This is a genomic window from Pseudomonas sp. 32A, assembly GCF_052682255.1.
This window is the reverse complement of sequence record NZ_JBQYLY010000001.1, coordinates 2389435-2405531: the sequence shown is the minus strand read 5'-3', so window position 1 is coordinate 2405531 and position 16097 is coordinate 2389435. Positions and strand designations below refer to the sequence as shown.

The 16097-nt window shown below is 53.7% G+C and carries 16 protein-coding genes; 8 read left to right on the top strand and 8 right to left on the bottom strand.

The window, feature by feature from the left end; translation table 11 throughout:
- Nucleotides 1–12: 12 nt before the first annotated feature.
- The 3 genes from ACUN0G_RS11010 to ACUN0G_RS11000 form a co-directional block, all read right to left on the bottom strand.
- The gene (locus tag ACUN0G_RS11010; RefSeq protein ID WP_445573372.1) at nucleotides 13–747 is read right to left on the bottom strand and encodes a zeta toxin family protein; all 735 of its coding nucleotides are present in this window, start codon (nucleotides 745–747) and stop codon (nucleotides 13–15) included.
- The gene (locus tag ACUN0G_RS11005; RefSeq protein ID WP_020300912.1) at nucleotides 744–992 is read right to left on the bottom strand and encodes a hypothetical protein; all 249 of its coding nucleotides are present in this window, start codon (nucleotides 990–992) and stop codon (nucleotides 744–746) included. The genes ACUN0G_RS11010 and ACUN0G_RS11005 overlap by 4 nt, the downstream gene beginning before the upstream one ends.
- A gap of 369 nt (nucleotides 993–1361) precedes the next feature.
- The gene (locus tag ACUN0G_RS11000; RefSeq protein ID WP_445573371.1) at nucleotides 1362–1619 is read right to left on the bottom strand and encodes a LasR-specific antiactivator QslA; all 258 of its coding nucleotides are present in this window, start codon (nucleotides 1617–1619) and stop codon (nucleotides 1362–1364) included.
- Between the two features lie 169 nt (nucleotides 1620–1788).
- On the opposite strand from ACUN0G_RS11000, the gene ACUN0G_RS10995 reads away from it, so the two are divergent.
- From ACUN0G_RS10995 to ACUN0G_RS10975, 5 genes are all read left to right on the top strand, one after another.
- Nucleotides 1789–2043, top strand: a complete 255-nt coding sequence (locus ACUN0G_RS10995) for a helix-turn-helix domain-containing protein (RefSeq protein ID WP_445573370.1) — start codon at nucleotides 1789–1791, stop codon at nucleotides 2041–2043.
- Between the two features lie 105 nt (nucleotides 2044–2148).
- A complete protein-coding gene (locus ACUN0G_RS10990) occupies nucleotides 2149–3105 on the top strand; it encodes a TIGR03756 family integrating conjugative element protein (RefSeq protein ID WP_445573369.1) in 957 nt (318 codons plus the stop codon).
- 32 nt (nucleotides 3106–3137) lie between these two features.
- Nucleotides 3138–4484, top strand: a complete 1347-nt coding sequence (locus ACUN0G_RS10985) for an integrating conjugative element protein (protein WP_445575544.1) — start codon at nucleotides 3138–3140, stop codon at nucleotides 4482–4484.
- A 3-nt stretch (nucleotides 4485–4487) separates the two neighbouring features.
- Nucleotides 4488–4796 (top strand): hypothetical protein, encoded by a 309-nt coding sequence (locus ACUN0G_RS10980; protein WP_445573368.1) that lies wholly within the window; start codon nucleotides 4488–4490, stop codon nucleotides 4794–4796.
- A 10-nt stretch (nucleotides 4797–4806) separates the two neighbouring features.
- Nucleotides 4807–6351 carry a conjugal transfer protein TraG N-terminal domain-containing protein gene (locus tag ACUN0G_RS10975; protein WP_445573367.1) on the top strand — a complete coding sequence of 515 codons (1545 nt, stop codon included), beginning with the start codon at nucleotides 4807–4809 and terminating at the stop codon, nucleotides 6349–6351.
- 10 nt (nucleotides 6352–6361) lie between these two features.
- Here ACUN0G_RS10975 and ACUN0G_RS10970 read toward each other — a convergent pair whose 3' ends face one another.
- Nucleotides 6362–6745 carry a DUF3742 family protein gene (locus ACUN0G_RS10970; protein WP_445573366.1) on the bottom strand — a complete coding sequence of 128 codons (384 nt, stop codon included), beginning with the start codon at nucleotides 6743–6745 and terminating at the stop codon, nucleotides 6362–6364.
- 455 nt (nucleotides 6746–7200) lie between these two features.
- On the opposite strand from ACUN0G_RS10970, the gene ACUN0G_RS10965 reads away from it, so the two are divergent.
- Complete coding sequence (locus tag ACUN0G_RS10965) at nucleotides 7201–7530, top strand: hypothetical protein (protein ID WP_057005013.1); 330 nt, start codon at nucleotides 7201–7203, stop codon at nucleotides 7528–7530.
- A gap of 135 nt (nucleotides 7531–7665) precedes the next feature.
- Nucleotides 7666–8628 (top strand): ArdC family protein, encoded by a 963-nt coding sequence (locus ACUN0G_RS10960; RefSeq protein ID WP_057005012.1) that lies wholly within the window; start codon nucleotides 7666–7668, stop codon nucleotides 8626–8628.
- Nucleotides 8629–8767: 139 nt separating this feature from the next.
- Here ACUN0G_RS10960 and ACUN0G_RS10955 read toward each other — a convergent pair whose 3' ends face one another.
- Complete coding sequence (locus ACUN0G_RS10955; protein ID WP_137211827.1) at nucleotides 8768–8962, bottom strand: DUF7740 domain-containing protein; 195 nt, start codon at nucleotides 8960–8962, stop codon at nucleotides 8768–8770.
- Nucleotides 8963–9185: 223 nt separating this feature from the next.
- Here ACUN0G_RS10955 and mobH point away from each other — a divergent pair, with 223 nt between their 5' ends.
- A complete protein-coding gene (mobH, locus tag ACUN0G_RS10950) occupies nucleotides 9186–10913 on the top strand; it encodes a MobH family relaxase (RefSeq protein WP_445573365.1) in 1728 nt (575 codons plus the stop codon).
- Nucleotides 10914–11180: 267 nt separating this feature from the next.
- Here the strand turns inward: mobH and ACUN0G_RS10945 are convergent, their stop codons facing one another.
- From ACUN0G_RS10945 to ACUN0G_RS10935, 3 genes are read right to left on the bottom strand one after another with little or no spacing between them, the layout of a single operon-like run.
- Nucleotides 11181–14309 carry an AAA family ATPase gene (locus ACUN0G_RS10945; protein ID WP_445573364.1) on the bottom strand — a complete coding sequence of 1043 codons (3129 nt, stop codon included), beginning with the start codon at nucleotides 14307–14309 and terminating at the stop codon, nucleotides 11181–11183.
- Nucleotides 14290–14838 (bottom strand): hypothetical protein, encoded by a 549-nt coding sequence (locus tag ACUN0G_RS10940; protein WP_445573363.1) that lies wholly within the window; start codon nucleotides 14836–14838, stop codon nucleotides 14290–14292. The genes ACUN0G_RS10945 and ACUN0G_RS10940 overlap by 20 nt, the downstream gene beginning before the upstream one ends.
- Nucleotides 14822–16042: an ABC-three component system protein gene (locus tag ACUN0G_RS10935; RefSeq protein ID WP_445573362.1), complete on the bottom strand. Its 1221-nt coding sequence runs from the start codon at nucleotides 16040–16042 to the stop codon at nucleotides 14822–14824. The genes ACUN0G_RS10940 and ACUN0G_RS10935 overlap by 17 nt, the downstream gene beginning before the upstream one ends.
- Nucleotides 16043–16097: the final 55 nt, after the last annotated feature.

The following is a 16097-nucleotide window of genomic DNA, read 5'->3' as shown; positions in this document are numbered from 1 at the left end:
CCAACCCGGCAGCTAGCCGTTGAGCACTTTTTCAACGTAGGCATCCATGAACCAGCCAGGAACCTCGTCAACTTTGAACTCAAGGTCAGTCCCATCCGTAACTTCGGCAAGCAACACGAGGTCGGCACCGGAGTTATCGAAGATGTAGGCCCGGTTCGAAGCAGCAATAGCCGCAGGCAGCAGGCTCAGACAACGGCCATAACGCTGGACAATTTTCTCTGTGGGAACTGGATGCCCACCTGCTGCAACACGGTTCCTGACCCTGTTGATATTGATGTCAGGGTCTTCAGTTGCCACAAAGTAGAGGTAGGTTCGATATCCAGACTCTCTCGCCTTGAGCATAAAAGCGATTTTGTCGTCGCTGGACATCACCGTTTCGAAGGTGAAAGACAGCTGCTCTTCGAGAAGCTTGTTCCGGATGAAGTCAGAGAGCACCGAGGCAAAATAGGAGTTCATCGCGACCGTCTGGAAATTCAGACCGTTGCTGCTAAAGCCTATCTTGGCCGACTCCTCATCGAGCCCGGCGGACTTGACCAGCCGATGCTCCCTAATGAAACTGAGGACCTCATCACCTTCAGCTTCCAGTTGAAAATCTCTGAATTCCAGACGGCCGCTCTCTTTGGCAGCCTTCTCGATTTCATCCGGGTTAATGTAGATACCAATCAGGTGGGAAGGGATGGCACTTTTCATCGTGCTCTTGCCGGAGCCATTGGGTCCAGCAAAAACCCTCAACCGAGGAACCGTCATGAGCAGCGGCGCACCTTGATTACACCACCCAGAGTCACTTTGTGCTTGGGTTTGGCCACCCGAATGACCTTGTGCTTACCGTCGGCAGTCGTTTCAACAAGCATGCCGTTCATGACCTCCATCACACTGCGCCCGGCAGCCAGCGCGTTGATATAGGCGGTATTGATGGCACCTTCAGCCATGACCGGAATCTTATCCTCCAGTCGGCTCACCAGATCGTCACTCAACACTCGTTTGGCTTTCATATCGCGCTCCACGTTCTCAGAGCGTGCAGAATCTGCACTTAATCAGAATCTTAGCTACGTAAACCTGTTTGTAACAGGGCGAAAACTACTTCTGTCAGCCCCCAGTCTAGAGGAATGGCGTCTGGAACCATACCTTTCAAGAGATTTTCACGCTCGATGCATGACTGGCGGCACTGGAGGCAAGTACCGCCCCTGGCGCAGCACCCAACTAAGGAAAGCGCGATTCCCACCAAGTTTTTCAGTATTTGGACCAAGACACCTCAGCTAGACAGACAATAGCTCTAACGCTGCAATCATTTGTCTGTGCCGAGGTGGTCTGATTGATGCAAACGAGGGTCAAGTCGATGTAATCGCCATGAGCAACAATAGTTACTGTGACACGCCCCGAAGCCGCTGCTGAATCCTCAATAAAAAACCTGCTTCAAAAGCATCCTGGCAGTCACCGACTGGAAAGGTCTTACGTGTTTGCGCCAGCTCCCACCACAGCGGAATCTCACCAGACGTATCAAGCCAAGCCTGAGCGCATTGCACGCCACGTTCGATCATCGGAGCAAATTCGTTGCCCCAAGGTGTCAGAAGACTTGGGCAACCATCCGCCGCGGGAATTGAAATGTAGTTTTCGTCCATACACACCCTAGATTTCTGATTTTATTGTTAGACGCTGGACCCAGCCTCGAAATCTTAACGAAACCAAATGAACGCTCGATAACAGGCATGGGCACCAAAGGGCCTAATTCAATGCCAATGTAGACTATATCCCGTGGATTGAGAGTCCCTCAAGGCGCAATTTGCGCGCATGACTCAAGACTACGAACAACTTCGTCTGCAACTGGCGGAGAACATCCGCTGGATGCGGCGCGTAAAGAACCTTACCCAGGAGCAGCTGGCGCTCATGGCCGAGGTGGATCGCACCTACGTCAGCCAAATTGAACGATGCACGGGCAATCCGTCGCTGTTGGTCCTGTGTAAACTCGCCAATATTTTCGAAATCAACGCAGATCAGTTACTTGTGGAACCCGATATCCTGCGCAGCGCCCTTCACGTCAAATAATAGTCTCACGTTTCACAAACCCGATAGATCCGCCTTCATAATTTCCACTGACAGCCTTCATTCCGTAACCGAACCTGCCCAGGCCATACACCGAGAGCCTGGATTATGCCTGTTGCCTGCTCGTCACTTCCGCCCACAAAAATACGGCCCTTGGCGCTAAGCATCCTGCTGGCGTGCGGCCCTAGCATGGCGCTGGACACCGGCAGCATCACCTCCTCCGTGTTTTCGCCAAACTGTCTCGAATACAAGGTTGTCGGCATTTGTTTCTGGCTTCTCTGCACGCCCTTCGGCTGCACAGTCAGAACCTCGACCAAGGTTCGCCATTTCATTCCTGAGCTGGTGGTCTCGAGTTACGCCACCACCGGCAATAACCCTTGGACCGAGATGGCCACCCTCTCCTCTCCCATCAGCGGTGCGGAAGGTGGCGGCAACCTGATCACGCCGAACACCCACCGCGACAACCTGCCTCGTTTCAAAAACGTTGATGGCATCGGTCACCCAGGTGGCTGGGCCGCAACGCAATTGGCCGCTCAATCCGGTTACACCTGCGCCAGCGGCGCTACCGCAGTCATGCCCTACTACCTGAGCACCCTGGACTCGCTGGCCTGGCGCCATGGCCTACCGGAAAGTTTCTACCCCGAGTCGCTAATGCCGGGGATCCGCGAAATCGGTCGTCAGGCCTCGGGTAATATGTGGGGTAGCGTTTATCCCCGGCAGGGGTTTCTGGTACAGCCCGACGACTTCAAGGCGGCCGCAGTCATGGCGCAACGGGCCGGCGATGTGATTACCCGCAGCTGGCAGCCGCATGTGTACGTACCGCTCACGCCCGCCAAACGCGACGGCTACTGGCCACCTGGCCCGATCATTGAAAACGACGCTTCGACCCACAAATGGCAATTGCTCTACCCTCAGGTTCAGCCCACGTGCGCCATCTTCCCCAGCGATCCGGTACAGAGCGCGGATGGCGGCTACGCCTGGTCGCTGTGGCGTCCCTATAGCTGCTGCAAACGTGAGGGGCAGACCTTTCTGTTCAGCATCGACTTCGAAGGCGGTGCGTCATGAGTCGGTTTTTCACGCGAGCATGGTTTGGCGTGATGAGTCTATTGCTCTGCGGACTGCTCGCCATGGCCACGCCTGCCCACGCCGCCGAGGGCGATTACCGCCTGGGCACTCAAGGCGAAGTGCTCGACGACCGGGTGATGTATACCATCGGTGGCGGCTCGGCAGTGGGCTCACCTAGCTCGCTTTACCGACCCAGTGGTCTCGGTGTCGGCGGGTCCTGGCGAGCGAACATGATGTGCGGAAACATGAGCCTCACCAATACCCTGCAAAACCAGCTGAACGGTGCCACCGAAGGTTTCCAGCAGATCATGGGCAATATCGTGCAGAACGCGACCCAGGCGGTGATGTCGCTGCCAGCGTTGATCATCCAGCGCGCCAACCCCGGTCTCTATGAGTTGCTCAGTAACGGGGTGATGCAGGGGCGTATCGACTTCGATCGTTCCAAACTGACCTGCCAAGCCATGGCCGAGAAGATGGCGGATAAGGTCGGTCAAGCCGGCTGGGGCGCGCTGGCCAAGAACCAGGAGATGCAGGGCAACCTGGAGCAAACCGGCGGTGATGCGGTGGCTGCGGTGAAAAACACCGAGGCGCGTAACGGCAACAATGGGGTGTCCTGGGTCGGCGGTTCGAAGGCAGGAGGCAATGGGCAGACACCCATTCGAGTGACCGCCGACGTGGTGCGCGCGGGCTATAACCTGCTGCATAACAGGTCGGTGGATGACAGTGCCTCGATCAGTAGCAGCGATTGCCTGGGTGGGGCTATTTGCCAGACATGGACCTCGCCCCAAGAGGAGTCCGAATGGGCCGTTCGCGTGCTGGGCGAGAGCGAAGTCTCGACCTGCGACAGCTGCGAAACCCTGCGTGCGACCGCCGGCAGCGGGCTGACGCCGCTGATCCAGGAGGCCTACAGCGAACGCCTCAAGGCCCTGCAAGGGCTGCTGTCTGGCTCACTGCCGCCTACCCCTGACAATCTGGCTAAAGCCTCCAGTCCAATGCTGCCGGTAACCCGTGGCGTGGTCGAAGCCTTGCGCGACGATCCCGACCAGGATCTGCTGGCGCGACGTCTGGCCAGCGAGACGGCCCTGTCCAGCGTACTCGAAAAGGCGCTCCTGCTACTGCGCACCCTGCTGGCAGGCAGTCACGAACCGAACATCGCCTCCGCCGAGCCGGCCCAAACCGCCTTGACGAAAAACATCGACGCTCTGGAGCGCGAAATACGCCTGCTACAGACCGAACTACAGGTCCGGCAGATGCTGGCCACCAACACCGCCAGCCTTGTGCTCGATCGGCATGCGGGTGGTGCCGATGCTTCGCGTACCGTCGAGCAAGGCGACCCCGAGCCCGGTCGACTCAATGATGCTGACGCCAGACGAAAGTAAGCCATGAAACGTTCACGGCTGTTCACTTTGCTTTCAGGTCTGGGAATTACCGCGGCGATGATCCTGAGCGTCACACTGGTCGCCTGGATCGGCCGCAATACACTGGGTAGTTTCGAGGCCTGGCAGCAGGCATTCGAATCCGTACGGCCCTATCTGCGGTGGTGGCGTGCCCTGCTCTATGGCGCCCTCTTTGCGGCCTGGTGGGATCTGCTTCGGCGCTACCGACATCGACAACAGGATCGACTGCGCGTGAAGCGCATTGGGGCAATGGGGCTCGTGCTCTTTACCTGCGTCGAACTCACCCGATTGTGAGGTTGCCACCATGCTCATGAGCACCAACAGCTACCTGGAGTTTTACCTCTCCCTGCTGGCCTGGATCATTAACAACGGCCTCTGGAACGTCCTGTCCGATACCGGACTGTTCGCTGCGCCCTTTGGTGCAATCATCTTGCAAGAATGGTTGTCGGCCCGTCAGCAAGGCGCGGATGAAGGCAACAAGGGACTGCTCTCGGTGCCGCGAATCGAGAACCGGCTGTGGCTGGCCTACATCGTGGTGTTGTTCGGTTGCGCGCCGGTCTTTCCGCTGAGCCTCGCCTCAATGGCGTTCGATGATGCGGCGAGTCAACGCTGCGGCATCAGTGTGGCTAAGCCAGCAGAAACCGCCTGGGGAACCACCTTCAATACCATCGGCGAACGCTCCGCCAACGTACCGATCTGGTGGTTTCTGGTGCATGCCTTGAGCAAAGGAGTAACCGCGGCGGCCACCGCCTCCATCCCCTGCGCACCGGATATCCGGCAGATGCGCATGGAGATCGATACCTCGCGCATCGACAGTCAGGTACTGCTGCAGGAAGTCGCCGACTTCACTCGCGACTGCTATGGCTATTCCCGCTCTCGGCTGTTCACCAACCGCCCGCAGTTAGACAAGGCACAAAGTCACGATGCGTCCTGGATCGGCTCAAACTTTTTTCTCGATACGCCCGGCTACTACGATACGGATCGTTCACGCACACCGCGAGTCAGCTGGCCGTATGACGAAAGCCGCGATGTGTCCTTGCCACGGCTGGAGAATGGCGCGGGCTACCCCACCTGCAAGCAGTGGTGGAGCGATAGCGGTGTCGGATTGCGCGAGCGCTTGATCGAGCAAGTCGATCCTTCGCTGCTGACTCAGCTGAAAGGTTGGTTGACTGGCCGTTCGAGCAACGAGATCGAGGATGCCACCCTCCGTGAGCTGGTCAGCCCGCGCCAGCAATCGATGTCCATGTCGCCCGGACAGGTGTACCAGGACTATGGCTCCAGCGCCCGTGGCGGCTCGATCAATCAGGGGCTCAATAACCTGGCCACCAACACCGGGCTGGCCCTCGGCTCCTTCAGCAACTTCCCGGCGATGAATGCGCTACGCGCCGCTCTGCCAATGGTGCAGGCCTTCCTCATCATGGGCGTCATCATCAGCTTACCGTTGATCCTGCTGGTCAGTACCTACCAGCTGAAGACCGTCATGACGGTGACGTTCGCGCTGTTCACCTTACACATGCTGACCTTCTGGTGGGAACTGGCGCGTTGGGTCGACTCCAGCATGCTCGATACCCTGTACAACCAGGTTTCGGCTTCCAATCAGGTGCTGTTGTCGCTGCCCACATCCGGGTTTATGGATGGGACTGTCACCGCGCAGGTGATCGAGTACGTGATGGGGGCGATGTTCATCGTGCTGCCGATGGTTTTTCTAGCCACCATGAGTTGGGCCGGATATACCGTAGGTTCCATAGCAGAAGGCATGCTAGGAAAAGGGACGCTCAGTGCCCAAAATGCGGGTTCGAAAGGAACTGATGCCCTGATGTCTGCAGGTACTTCAATCAGAAAAAGCTAACGACAACCCACTAATGCTCGTCCAGATCAGGCTGTCCCGGTGCACGATTGAGTTCGTACTCGCCATAAGGGTCACCGAATGCCTGAGCCCCGTAAAAGTCCTTTGAATCGTTGAATCGGCGATGGACGATTACCCAATACAAAACAATTAGAGTCATCAACGACAGGAGCACCCAAAAACTTACAAAAAGCAACGCGCCCACCATAGTGAGCTTGGCAATCAGAAAGCTCCCGCGAACGATTAAATTACCCCCAGGCATACCTGCGGTCACCGCTCGCTCAGCCACGCGGGACTCAAACGCTTTCAACTTACGATAGCCACGCTTCACCGACATGCCACAGACGTACGCCCAGCAGTGGACACGGGAAACTTGAACAGGGTTCTGCGTCGGCATGTTCTCGCCCTCTTCTGAGCGTTTTCATGGTTGAGACAGGAGTAACAGCCTACTACTGAAAACTGTCCGTGCCTGACCGTCTATCAGTTTGCCGAGCCGAAAAATCTTCACTGGAAGACAGAAGACAAGCCGCGTGAAACAGCTTCTCTACAGTGATTGACCCTTATAAATCGTCCGGCTAAATACAAGGTACGGATCGCTGTTATCGACAGCACCTTCCCAGGTAGCCAGAGCCTTCAAGACTACGTCACTTCGGTGATGGTTCTCCCCAAGTGCGATTAGCGTTCGGTAGCTCGCACGGTCACCGTTGCTACGGTGATGAACGCCTACTGCTCTCCTGAGCGTCTTCCGAGCTCCGCTCGCCAGACAAAACTTCTTGTTTTTCTTCAACCCACCGCGGGGAAATTATCTCCCGCACGGGACAGGTTTCTTCGCGCTTTCAACGGAGGCACACCATGTCCGACTCGCTAACACCCAAAGCCCTGAACACCCTTCAGCTTCCTATTGTGTTCACCCCCGCAGCTTGGCAAAACGCGGTACTGCTCGAGCGCTCAGGTCATCCTGAGAAGCTGCAGGTCGATCGGCTCAGCCACGTATTGCGCGCAGCCTTCGAGGCACACCTGGCCTCTCCACACGAGCCCTATGTGCTGTTCGAGGTAGCCCACATCGCGTCAACGGGTCATCCACGCCAAAACCCGTTGCTGCAACTGAGCCTAAGCCTGCTCCTCGAGCCAGGCCAGCCTAACGCCTTACTGATAGCGCTTGCAGGAGAACATCAACGCTAAACGCACACGGTCGTACTCACCACCCCGATCCACACTCAGACGGCATGCAAGCCCTGCATCAATCCAACCATCACCCACCGGGGAACCCTCCCCGACGGGCAAGGCGTTCCTCCGTTTTCTCTCGAGGAAAATGCCATGCGCGATATCTACCAAGACGTGACTGACAAGATCGTTACCGCGTTGGACCAAGGCGTTGCCCCCTGGATCAAACCCTGGTCCTCAAGTGGCTCAGCTGACGTCGGTCACCATCAACCCTTCCCCATTAACGCCATCACGCGTCGCCCCTACTCGGGGATCAACTTACCGTTGCTCTGGGCCGAGGCGAGGTCGCAGGGATTCACTCAAGATCGTTGGCTGACCTTCAATCAAGCCAAAAAGGCCGGCGGGCACATCCGTAAGGGTGAGCACAGTGCCCTAGCGGTGCTCTACAAGCCGATGGAGCGCGAGGAACAGACCGAGTCAGGCCAACCGGTCCTCGATGAGAACGGTCAACCCAAGGTCGCTCACTTTGGCATTCTCAGGACGCATTTTCTGTTCAACATCGAGCAAACGGAGGGGCTAGAAACGTTCAACGAAACCTTGCTCGATACGGACCCGACCGATCCCTTCCTGGCCAACAGTGCTGCGGAAAATCTGCTGTTAAGTTCAGGCGCACACATCGTTCATCGATCTGCCGACGAAGCCTTTTACCACCCGATCAGGGATCTCATCCAACTGCCGACAAAAGCGCAATTTCACGATGAAGGTGGGTACTACGCCACCGCACTTCACGAGCTGACACACTGGACCGGGCATCACTCTCGGTTGCAGCGCGAAGGCGTGACGTCACCCTGTTCGTTCGGCTCACCAAGCTACGCGTTTGAGGAGTTGATCGCCGAAATGGGCGCTGCGTTCTTATGTGCCTACACCGGTATACAGGGAGAGCTGCGGCACGAGGGTTACATCGACTCCTGGCTCAGCCTGCTCAAGGCTGACAAACGCGCGATCTTCCGCGCCAGTGGCCAGGCCCGAAGCGCCTCGGAGTATGTACTCAACCTGGAGCAGCAACTGAAGCAAGCGGTCTTGGATGACTCACTGTGCATGAACGATGGAGCTTGATCGTTACCTCACCGCTGCAAACGCTTCACAGGGCCCAACGCGAGTTGAGCCCTTTTTTTTGTTTCCAGAAAACAGACGGAATCATACGGCGGGCCCTCACGCAAAGAACAAGAGAGGGGCGCACACCCGCAGCATGCCGTTATGTATCCAGGTTCTGCGCCAGAAAATCCACCAGCTCGAGCGGACTCCGGCTGTCGATCACCTTGTAGATCAGATCGCGTTTACTGCGCGGCAACTTCTTGACCACGCTCCTCGCCGAGGCCCTGACGGCTTCGTCGGTCCCATGGATACGTGCCGCGAGCAGCAACACGAGCGTGGCGTCAGTGAGGTTCATGGCAAGACCAAAAAAATAGGCACCGCAGTGTACCGACTCTTGTCTTTTCCATACCAGCCCCCCAACAAACTGACGTGTAGCAGTATCGATAATCCGATTGCCGCACAAAGGGGCACGAGCCAAAAGGACGGGTAAGGGTTGGAAAGGAATGGGGAGTCAAGGGTAAGAGCCCTATCCGAAAAGGCTAAAAGGCTACTGACCCAGCCACTTCCCGGAGGTCACGATGCTCAATCTGTTTCGTTACAAAAGGCAGAAGCCCACTCCGCCACCGACCATGAGCGTCGCCGAAGGTTACCTGCCCATCGAGTCGGCCCAGAGCTTGTTAGCCGCGGAGCATCGCCGCCAGCTGCTTGATCGCATCTGGCAGTACACCGCCCTCTCCCACGCGCAGTTCATCCAACTCTATTTAAATCCGATCCATCGCTACGCCGAACAGGTCCAGCAGCTCCCGGCCAGCGAGACGCACCACCATGCGTATCTCGGCGGCATGCTCGACCATGGACTGGAATTGGTCGCCTGTAGTTTGAAACTACGCCAATCCTATCTGCTGCCCACCGGCGCGGCGCCGGAAGACCAAGCCGCGCAGACTGACGCCTGGTCGGCCGGCATCGCTTATGGCGCCCTGCTGCATGACATTGGCAAGATCGCCGTGGACCTGGAGGTCGAGCGCCAAGATGGCCGTGCTTGGCATCCTTGGCAGGGCCCGCTGGACCAGCCCTACCGTTTTCGTTACCTCAAAGGTCGCGACTACCATTTACATGGAGCCGCAACCGGCTTGCTCTACACCCGGATTCTCGACCGCCCGATCCTCGATTGGCTCAGTGGGTTTCCGTCGCTTTGGGCCAGTCTGCTGTATGTTCTGGCGGGTCAGTACGAACGTGCCGGCGTGCTGGGTGAGATGGTGATTCAAGCCGACCGCGTCTCCACCTCGCAGAACATCGGTGGCAACCCGAGCAAGGCGCTGCAAGCGCCAATTCATTCGCTGCAACATCACTTGATCAGCGGACTGCGTCATCTGGTTCAACACGAGCTGAAACTCAACCAGCCGGGTGCCGCGGGTTGGCTAACCCAGGACACCCTGTGGCTCGTCAGCAAGGCAGTCACGGACAAGCTGCGAGCCTATCTACTGTCGCAATCAATTGAGGGCATTCCCTCCTCCAACATCGCAGTGTTCGACGAACTCCAGTCGCATGGGTTGGTCGAGTCCACCCCGGCAGGCAAAGCCATCTGGACCGCTCTTGTCGCACAGGGGAACTGGCAGCAAACCTTTACTTTTCTGCGCATTCAACCGGCTTTAATCTGGGGGAGCGAAGACCGCCCCGAGGCTTTCAGCGGAACGGTGAGCATTGCAGTCGATGACCACCCGACTGACGCTCCGCCACCTGCACCAGCCCCTAAGGCAGGCGGAACAGGATCGCATCAAAACCAATCGCTGGAAGATCCTATGGCGATGGAGGATGCCGACTACCTCGGAACGTTGCTGGATATGTTCAAAATGGGAGAACCCGAGGTACGTGATGCGCCGTCAGAAAATGCTCTCGAAGTCTCAAGCCCCCCTGCGGACAGCCCAGGTCAAGTTTTCCTGAATTGGGTCAAGGAAGGCATCCAGAGCCACAAGCTGATCATCAACGACAGCAAAGCTAAAATCCACACGGTGGATGGCTCTGTGTTCCTTGTTACGCCGGGTCTATTCCAACGCTATGTACAGGAGTTCCCTGGTATCTCTAAAGGGGCCAATCAGGAAAATGAAGAATGGCGATGGGTACAAAAACAGTTTGAGAGCCTGAAGACCCATAGAAAACGCGCTGATGGTTTGAACATCTGGGTCTGTAAGGTCGAAGGTCCTCGCAAGAAAGCAAAACTCAAAGGCTATCTTCTAGAAAACTCAGCACTATTTTTCGAAGCCGGGTCCATACCGACCGACAACCCCTTTCTTAAACTCGAAAAATAGCAAATTTCCATAGCTTCTACTGAAGTAATTGGTAGCGGCCAAAATATTTGGACCTGCAGTATCCAAGGATAGCGTAAACCAGCTTACTCAACGGCTAAGCTGATTCGAAACGCTAAGGTAGTTCGCAGCGAACCCGCCAGCTAACAATAACTCCCTCAAGATAAGTAATTAGCAGATACTGTGCAATGTGAAAACCAGGCCCTAAAAGCTCCGTCGCCGAGTGGTGTATCACGGAAGGGGAAAATTAATCCCCTCCGCGATAAATTACTAATTCAGGAATGGCTCGACCGGCACTACCACCCCAAATTTTTCCAACTGCAGAAACTTTGCGCCCAAAATCTCAGCTGGAATCTTACGCTGCAAAAGGCCGAAGAAGTTTTCATCGTGTGTAGAGATGATAATTTGTTTATCAAACTGTAGACAGATACTGCGCAAAAGATCAATGGTTGAGAGAATATTGATGGAGTCCATCGACTGGATAGGATCATCGATCATCACGACATCGATCGAATTACCCTGATCATCCTTGGCATGAAGCGCGCCGGCCAGAAACACACTGAGACTGAGGATATTGGACTGAGCAGCGCTGAAGTACAGGATTGGAGAAATCAAAATCCCATCTTCGTCACTCACGACAATATTCAAACCGGGCTTATCAGAGTCAAAATCCGGCTTGAATTCTACCTTCTTAAAGGATGGGTGTGGGTCAATTTTTTTGTAGATAACGTTGATGAGATCTTCATAGAAGAAATTATTAATCATTGTCTTCAGCTGTTCGATCACAGCCGACCGCTCCGAACTCAGGAGAATATCAACTTGACTTCGCTGATCCAGCTGAACTTCCAGTTCAGCCAACTCATCTTGAAGGGATAACCGCTTGATGTAGGGTTTAAAGGAAGCCATCAATTCCAACAACAGTTTGAAACTGTTTTCAGCGGTTTCAAGTTGCTCGGTGCGCAAGCGACGGGTCTGGAGTTCACTGCTGATCAGTGCTTTGACTTGGTCTAAACTATCCTCTAAGCGAACAACCATCAAAGCTGCAAGGCTTTCATAGAAAGCGTTGATTGCGGACTGAGCGCGAGCCAATTCCAGATCAAGCCCATCTTTCTGAGATCGAAGCTGGGCAAAACTCACCCACGTCCCATCGGACACCATCTTCTGCTGGAGTGCACTGCACTGAATCGTCAGCTTATCAGTAGCGGCCTTGGCGTTAGCAAGTTGAGATTCAAATTTACTCTTCTCGGCCTGACAATATTCAGCCAATTGAGCTGAATTGATACCGTTATTAACCAGGTACTGAGAGACAAGCAGATAGGACGCTTGGGACTTAAGGGTATCGGCTTCCGTTGTCAGCACCTGCAAATCTGCATCAATCTGTGAAACCTTTCGATTGAGCTGTGCAATCTCTTCAGATAACTCAGTTTGGCGATTTACAAGTCCGGAGCGTTTGAATGAAAGCTGAGCGATCTCGCCTTGAGCACGGGTCAAGAGCTCATCCAGTGCGAGACTCCATACGGTCTTATCGAGTGTGTTAACTCTGTCCTCTAAGGCGCGTTTTTCCACCTCCAGATCAGACTTTTCTCGTTCAATTAGCTCCAGTCTTGCACTCATCTCCTTGATTGTTCCGCGAAGGTCAGCCAACTGCTGCCCATGTGCCTCTTCCGCCACTCGCGTGATAGATTTCACTTCATCCAGCAGCTGCTTACGACGTGTTTCCGACTGTGCGAGAAGTTCCGCGTTTTCCTGACTAAGCCGCGATAGCAGAGTCTGCGATTTAACTTTCAGCCTGAGCTTGTCGGCATCTTCGTGGGGGGCGCTGCACAGCGGGCAAATATTTGACGGCCATGCGCTGAGGTAGTCAAGGCCGGTGGAAATCAAACGTTCATGCACACCCATCTGGTTAGCCAAGGCTGCTTGAGTCGCATGCACAGTTTTGTCATGGAGATCAATGGATTCCAACTCAGTAAAACACTTGGTCAAGCGCTCAATATTCTCTTGACCTAAATATTTAGTGCCTTCAACCGCAGACAAGATAAAGTTTGCAGTAAGTTTGAAACCTGACACTTGCTTCAAGTTGGCTTGAAGGCCATCCAACTTTGCTGTGTCCAGACGAACCGAAACCTCTTTCTCAGCAATTTGCTGAGCGATCAACTCTATTCGCGCACGATGCGATGTTAGCTCTGCATATATCGGCCCCGCATTATCGATAGAGTTCCTAAGAAACGCAACGCGATCATCAGCCTCTTTGAGCTCCTGAGTAAGATCGCTCATGGCCCTTGCAAACCCTGACAACTGTGCCGCATGACCTGATCGGCTATCTCCCAGCGCTATTTGACGTTTGGCGATCTCATTGAGGCGTGATTCAGACAGAAAGAACCCAACGGAATGATTGATTATGTCAAGAATATTTGTCGAACGCTGACTCGCCTCTAGGACGTCGTTTGTGCTTTTTTCATGAGCGTTCAGCAGTTCCTGATAGCCGCCAGCATCTTTTACACCCTGATCAAGACGCGCTGAAATAGCTTTCTGATCGATGAAAAATTGGCTATTAAGTTCAATCTCAGGAATCTTTACCAATCTATCAGCAAGAGTGTCAACCGCCCGGACATTAGCTTCACGTTCTACGTTTAATTCATGCTGTCGGGAGATAAGGCTTGCATTCAGTGCATATTCAGCCTGAGCGGAAAACCTCTCGTCCGCGAGCAAGATGTTCTCACCAGCAGCGTTGAGCTGTGTAGCTAATGCATTGAAACTATCAAAGATGGAGAGGTCAACAGGCTGATCCAGCTCGGCGATAATGGCTTCACGCTGAGAATCCAAAGCCAGCAGCTCAGATTTATTATCAAGGATAAGTGCAGTCAATTCCTTGCGGGCCTTTTCAGTTTTCCCGCCAAAATTTTCCATAAACTTCGTATAGCGTTCTTGCGGCTTCGCCTCCCGGAGGAATCTGTCAATCTCATCTTGACTTAAGATGACACGCCGAAAGTAATCGTTCTCGCGTCCTTTTTCTCCAAAGCGTAAGTCCCGTCCATTAATGCGTATTTTTCCCAACTCTCGTGTAAAAGGAGTAGGCAGCGTAGTTGAAACAACCACCTGAGTTTTAACTTCGTCGTCGACGTATTTATTTCGAAGGATCTCCTGCCCCTTGTCCACGTCCTTGGTCGCGCGGGCAGCGCCTTCATAATTAGCTCTATTGTAGTCGCCACCTAAACGCTCCAAATGATTCGTGACCGCCCATTCGACAGCATCATAAAACGAGCTTTTACCAAATCCATTAGGAGCAAATATCGCAACAAAATTAGAAGGAAGATCGTCAGCATTCGTAAAATCGAATGTGCCTTCTGATTTCATTTTGTAAGCACGAAATGCTTCAATTTCAACCTTTTTGATTTTCATTTTTATTCAGAGATTCTATGATTTCATTTATCATTGACGCGCGTTTTTCCTTGGATTCAATCTTTTGATCTAACGGCGCGCCCCGAACGAATTTCTCCAGCGACAATAACGGTTCTCGGGTTTCCGCAACACGAGGATCCAGCGTCAAATCTGCTCCTAGGAGCTGTTCTTCCAGGCAGCCAGTTAATTGCTCAACCGTGGGCAATTCAGCATACCCATCAATTATCAATTTACGAGCAGAGTATTTGTTGTTCTCGATCTGGTATTTATCCCAAATCGGCACAGTGCCGATCGTCACAAAAGCGATATATACGTTCCACACAGCGAGGTTTCCGGGAGGTTGGTGGTGAACCGAAACAAGGTTTTGGATCACCCGCCAGTTCGCTACGATATCTGACGGTTTTTTACACAGGCAAGCAATACACGAAATATAGGACAGCAAATCATCTGAGCGAAACATTTGAAATTCAATGCCATCAAACTCAGCAGTAAGAAACTCAAAATCATAATCTTTAATTAATAATTTCATTCAACTTTTTCCTGAGTTCTAGCAGTTGAACCTTACCTGGAGCCAAACTGCGATAGTCAAACTCTTTCTCGATGACGCAGCTTTTGCGCAAACCTTCCAGATGAGTGAGCTTATAGCTGTTATAAATCGCACTCTCAACTTCATCAATAGAGAAAGGACCTTGGTTCGGAACGGTTGCAATATTGCTAATTACATTCTCAAGCACAAAGTCTGGAGGAAAGGGTTGCGCTGCAGCATCAGGCGAGGCGACCACAAGGGTGCCGTTTTTGTCGAGCAACTTACGGGCAATTTTGAGAATTTCATCCAAGCGGCCAAGCCAGTTGGTGACATCGCTGGTGTACAGCAGGCGACGCTTTTTATCGATCCCGCCGATATAGCCGTTATCCGTAATTCCAGCACCATCCATGAGTGCGGAGATCACAACAAACTCTAAATATGCAATCCACAACTCTCGTGCTTCCAGCACGCTGGACTGCCCCGTGTCTATCAATAACTGGACATCATAGTGCTTCATGATTTCGTAAGGAGGCGGCATTCCGCTCTCGATTAATGAGTCTGCGAAACCAATTAATGCAGTTTTCAGATGCTGAACATTACTGGGATCAATCACATTGAATGCGAAAATCCTATCCCGAACTCTCGAAAAGCACTCCATATGTGGCGGAATCATTGGCGCACTTGAATGGAGGGTGAGGAGTTCGGTGTATCGAGCTAGGCCATGACAATCGACGCGGCCATACTGGTGATCCAGACAACTGGCCTCCATCTCGAATTCCACTCCCACCAAATACGGATAATCGTTATCTATATGGTATACGCCACCTCCAGACATCCCTTGAATGATGTCTTTACTCGGAATACCCGCCAATTCCAGGGTTATAAGGTCGTTGACCACGCTGGCCGCGTGGCCAGTCCGATGCTTGATTGGCGTTGCACTCGCCCTTTCCGCTTTTGGGAGGCCCACAAAAGTGAGGTTGGCCTGGAGTGGCAAGTGAGCGGCACTCCAAGATTTCTGAGATAGGTCAGCCTGATGCGTAATTTTTAATACTGCGCAATCTAAGGATTCCTGCTGACCCACCTTGGGGAAAACCAAGACGCCCAGCACTTCAATGGAATTCTGATTATGGTCAACTACCACGTTACGAGCAGCGTCTTCAAAAACGGCGTGCCTGGCCGTGAGCACGTAGGAAAATTCCTGAGTCATGGCATTCACCAGAACACCGCTTCCGCCATTAACCATTACACAGTATGACTGCATA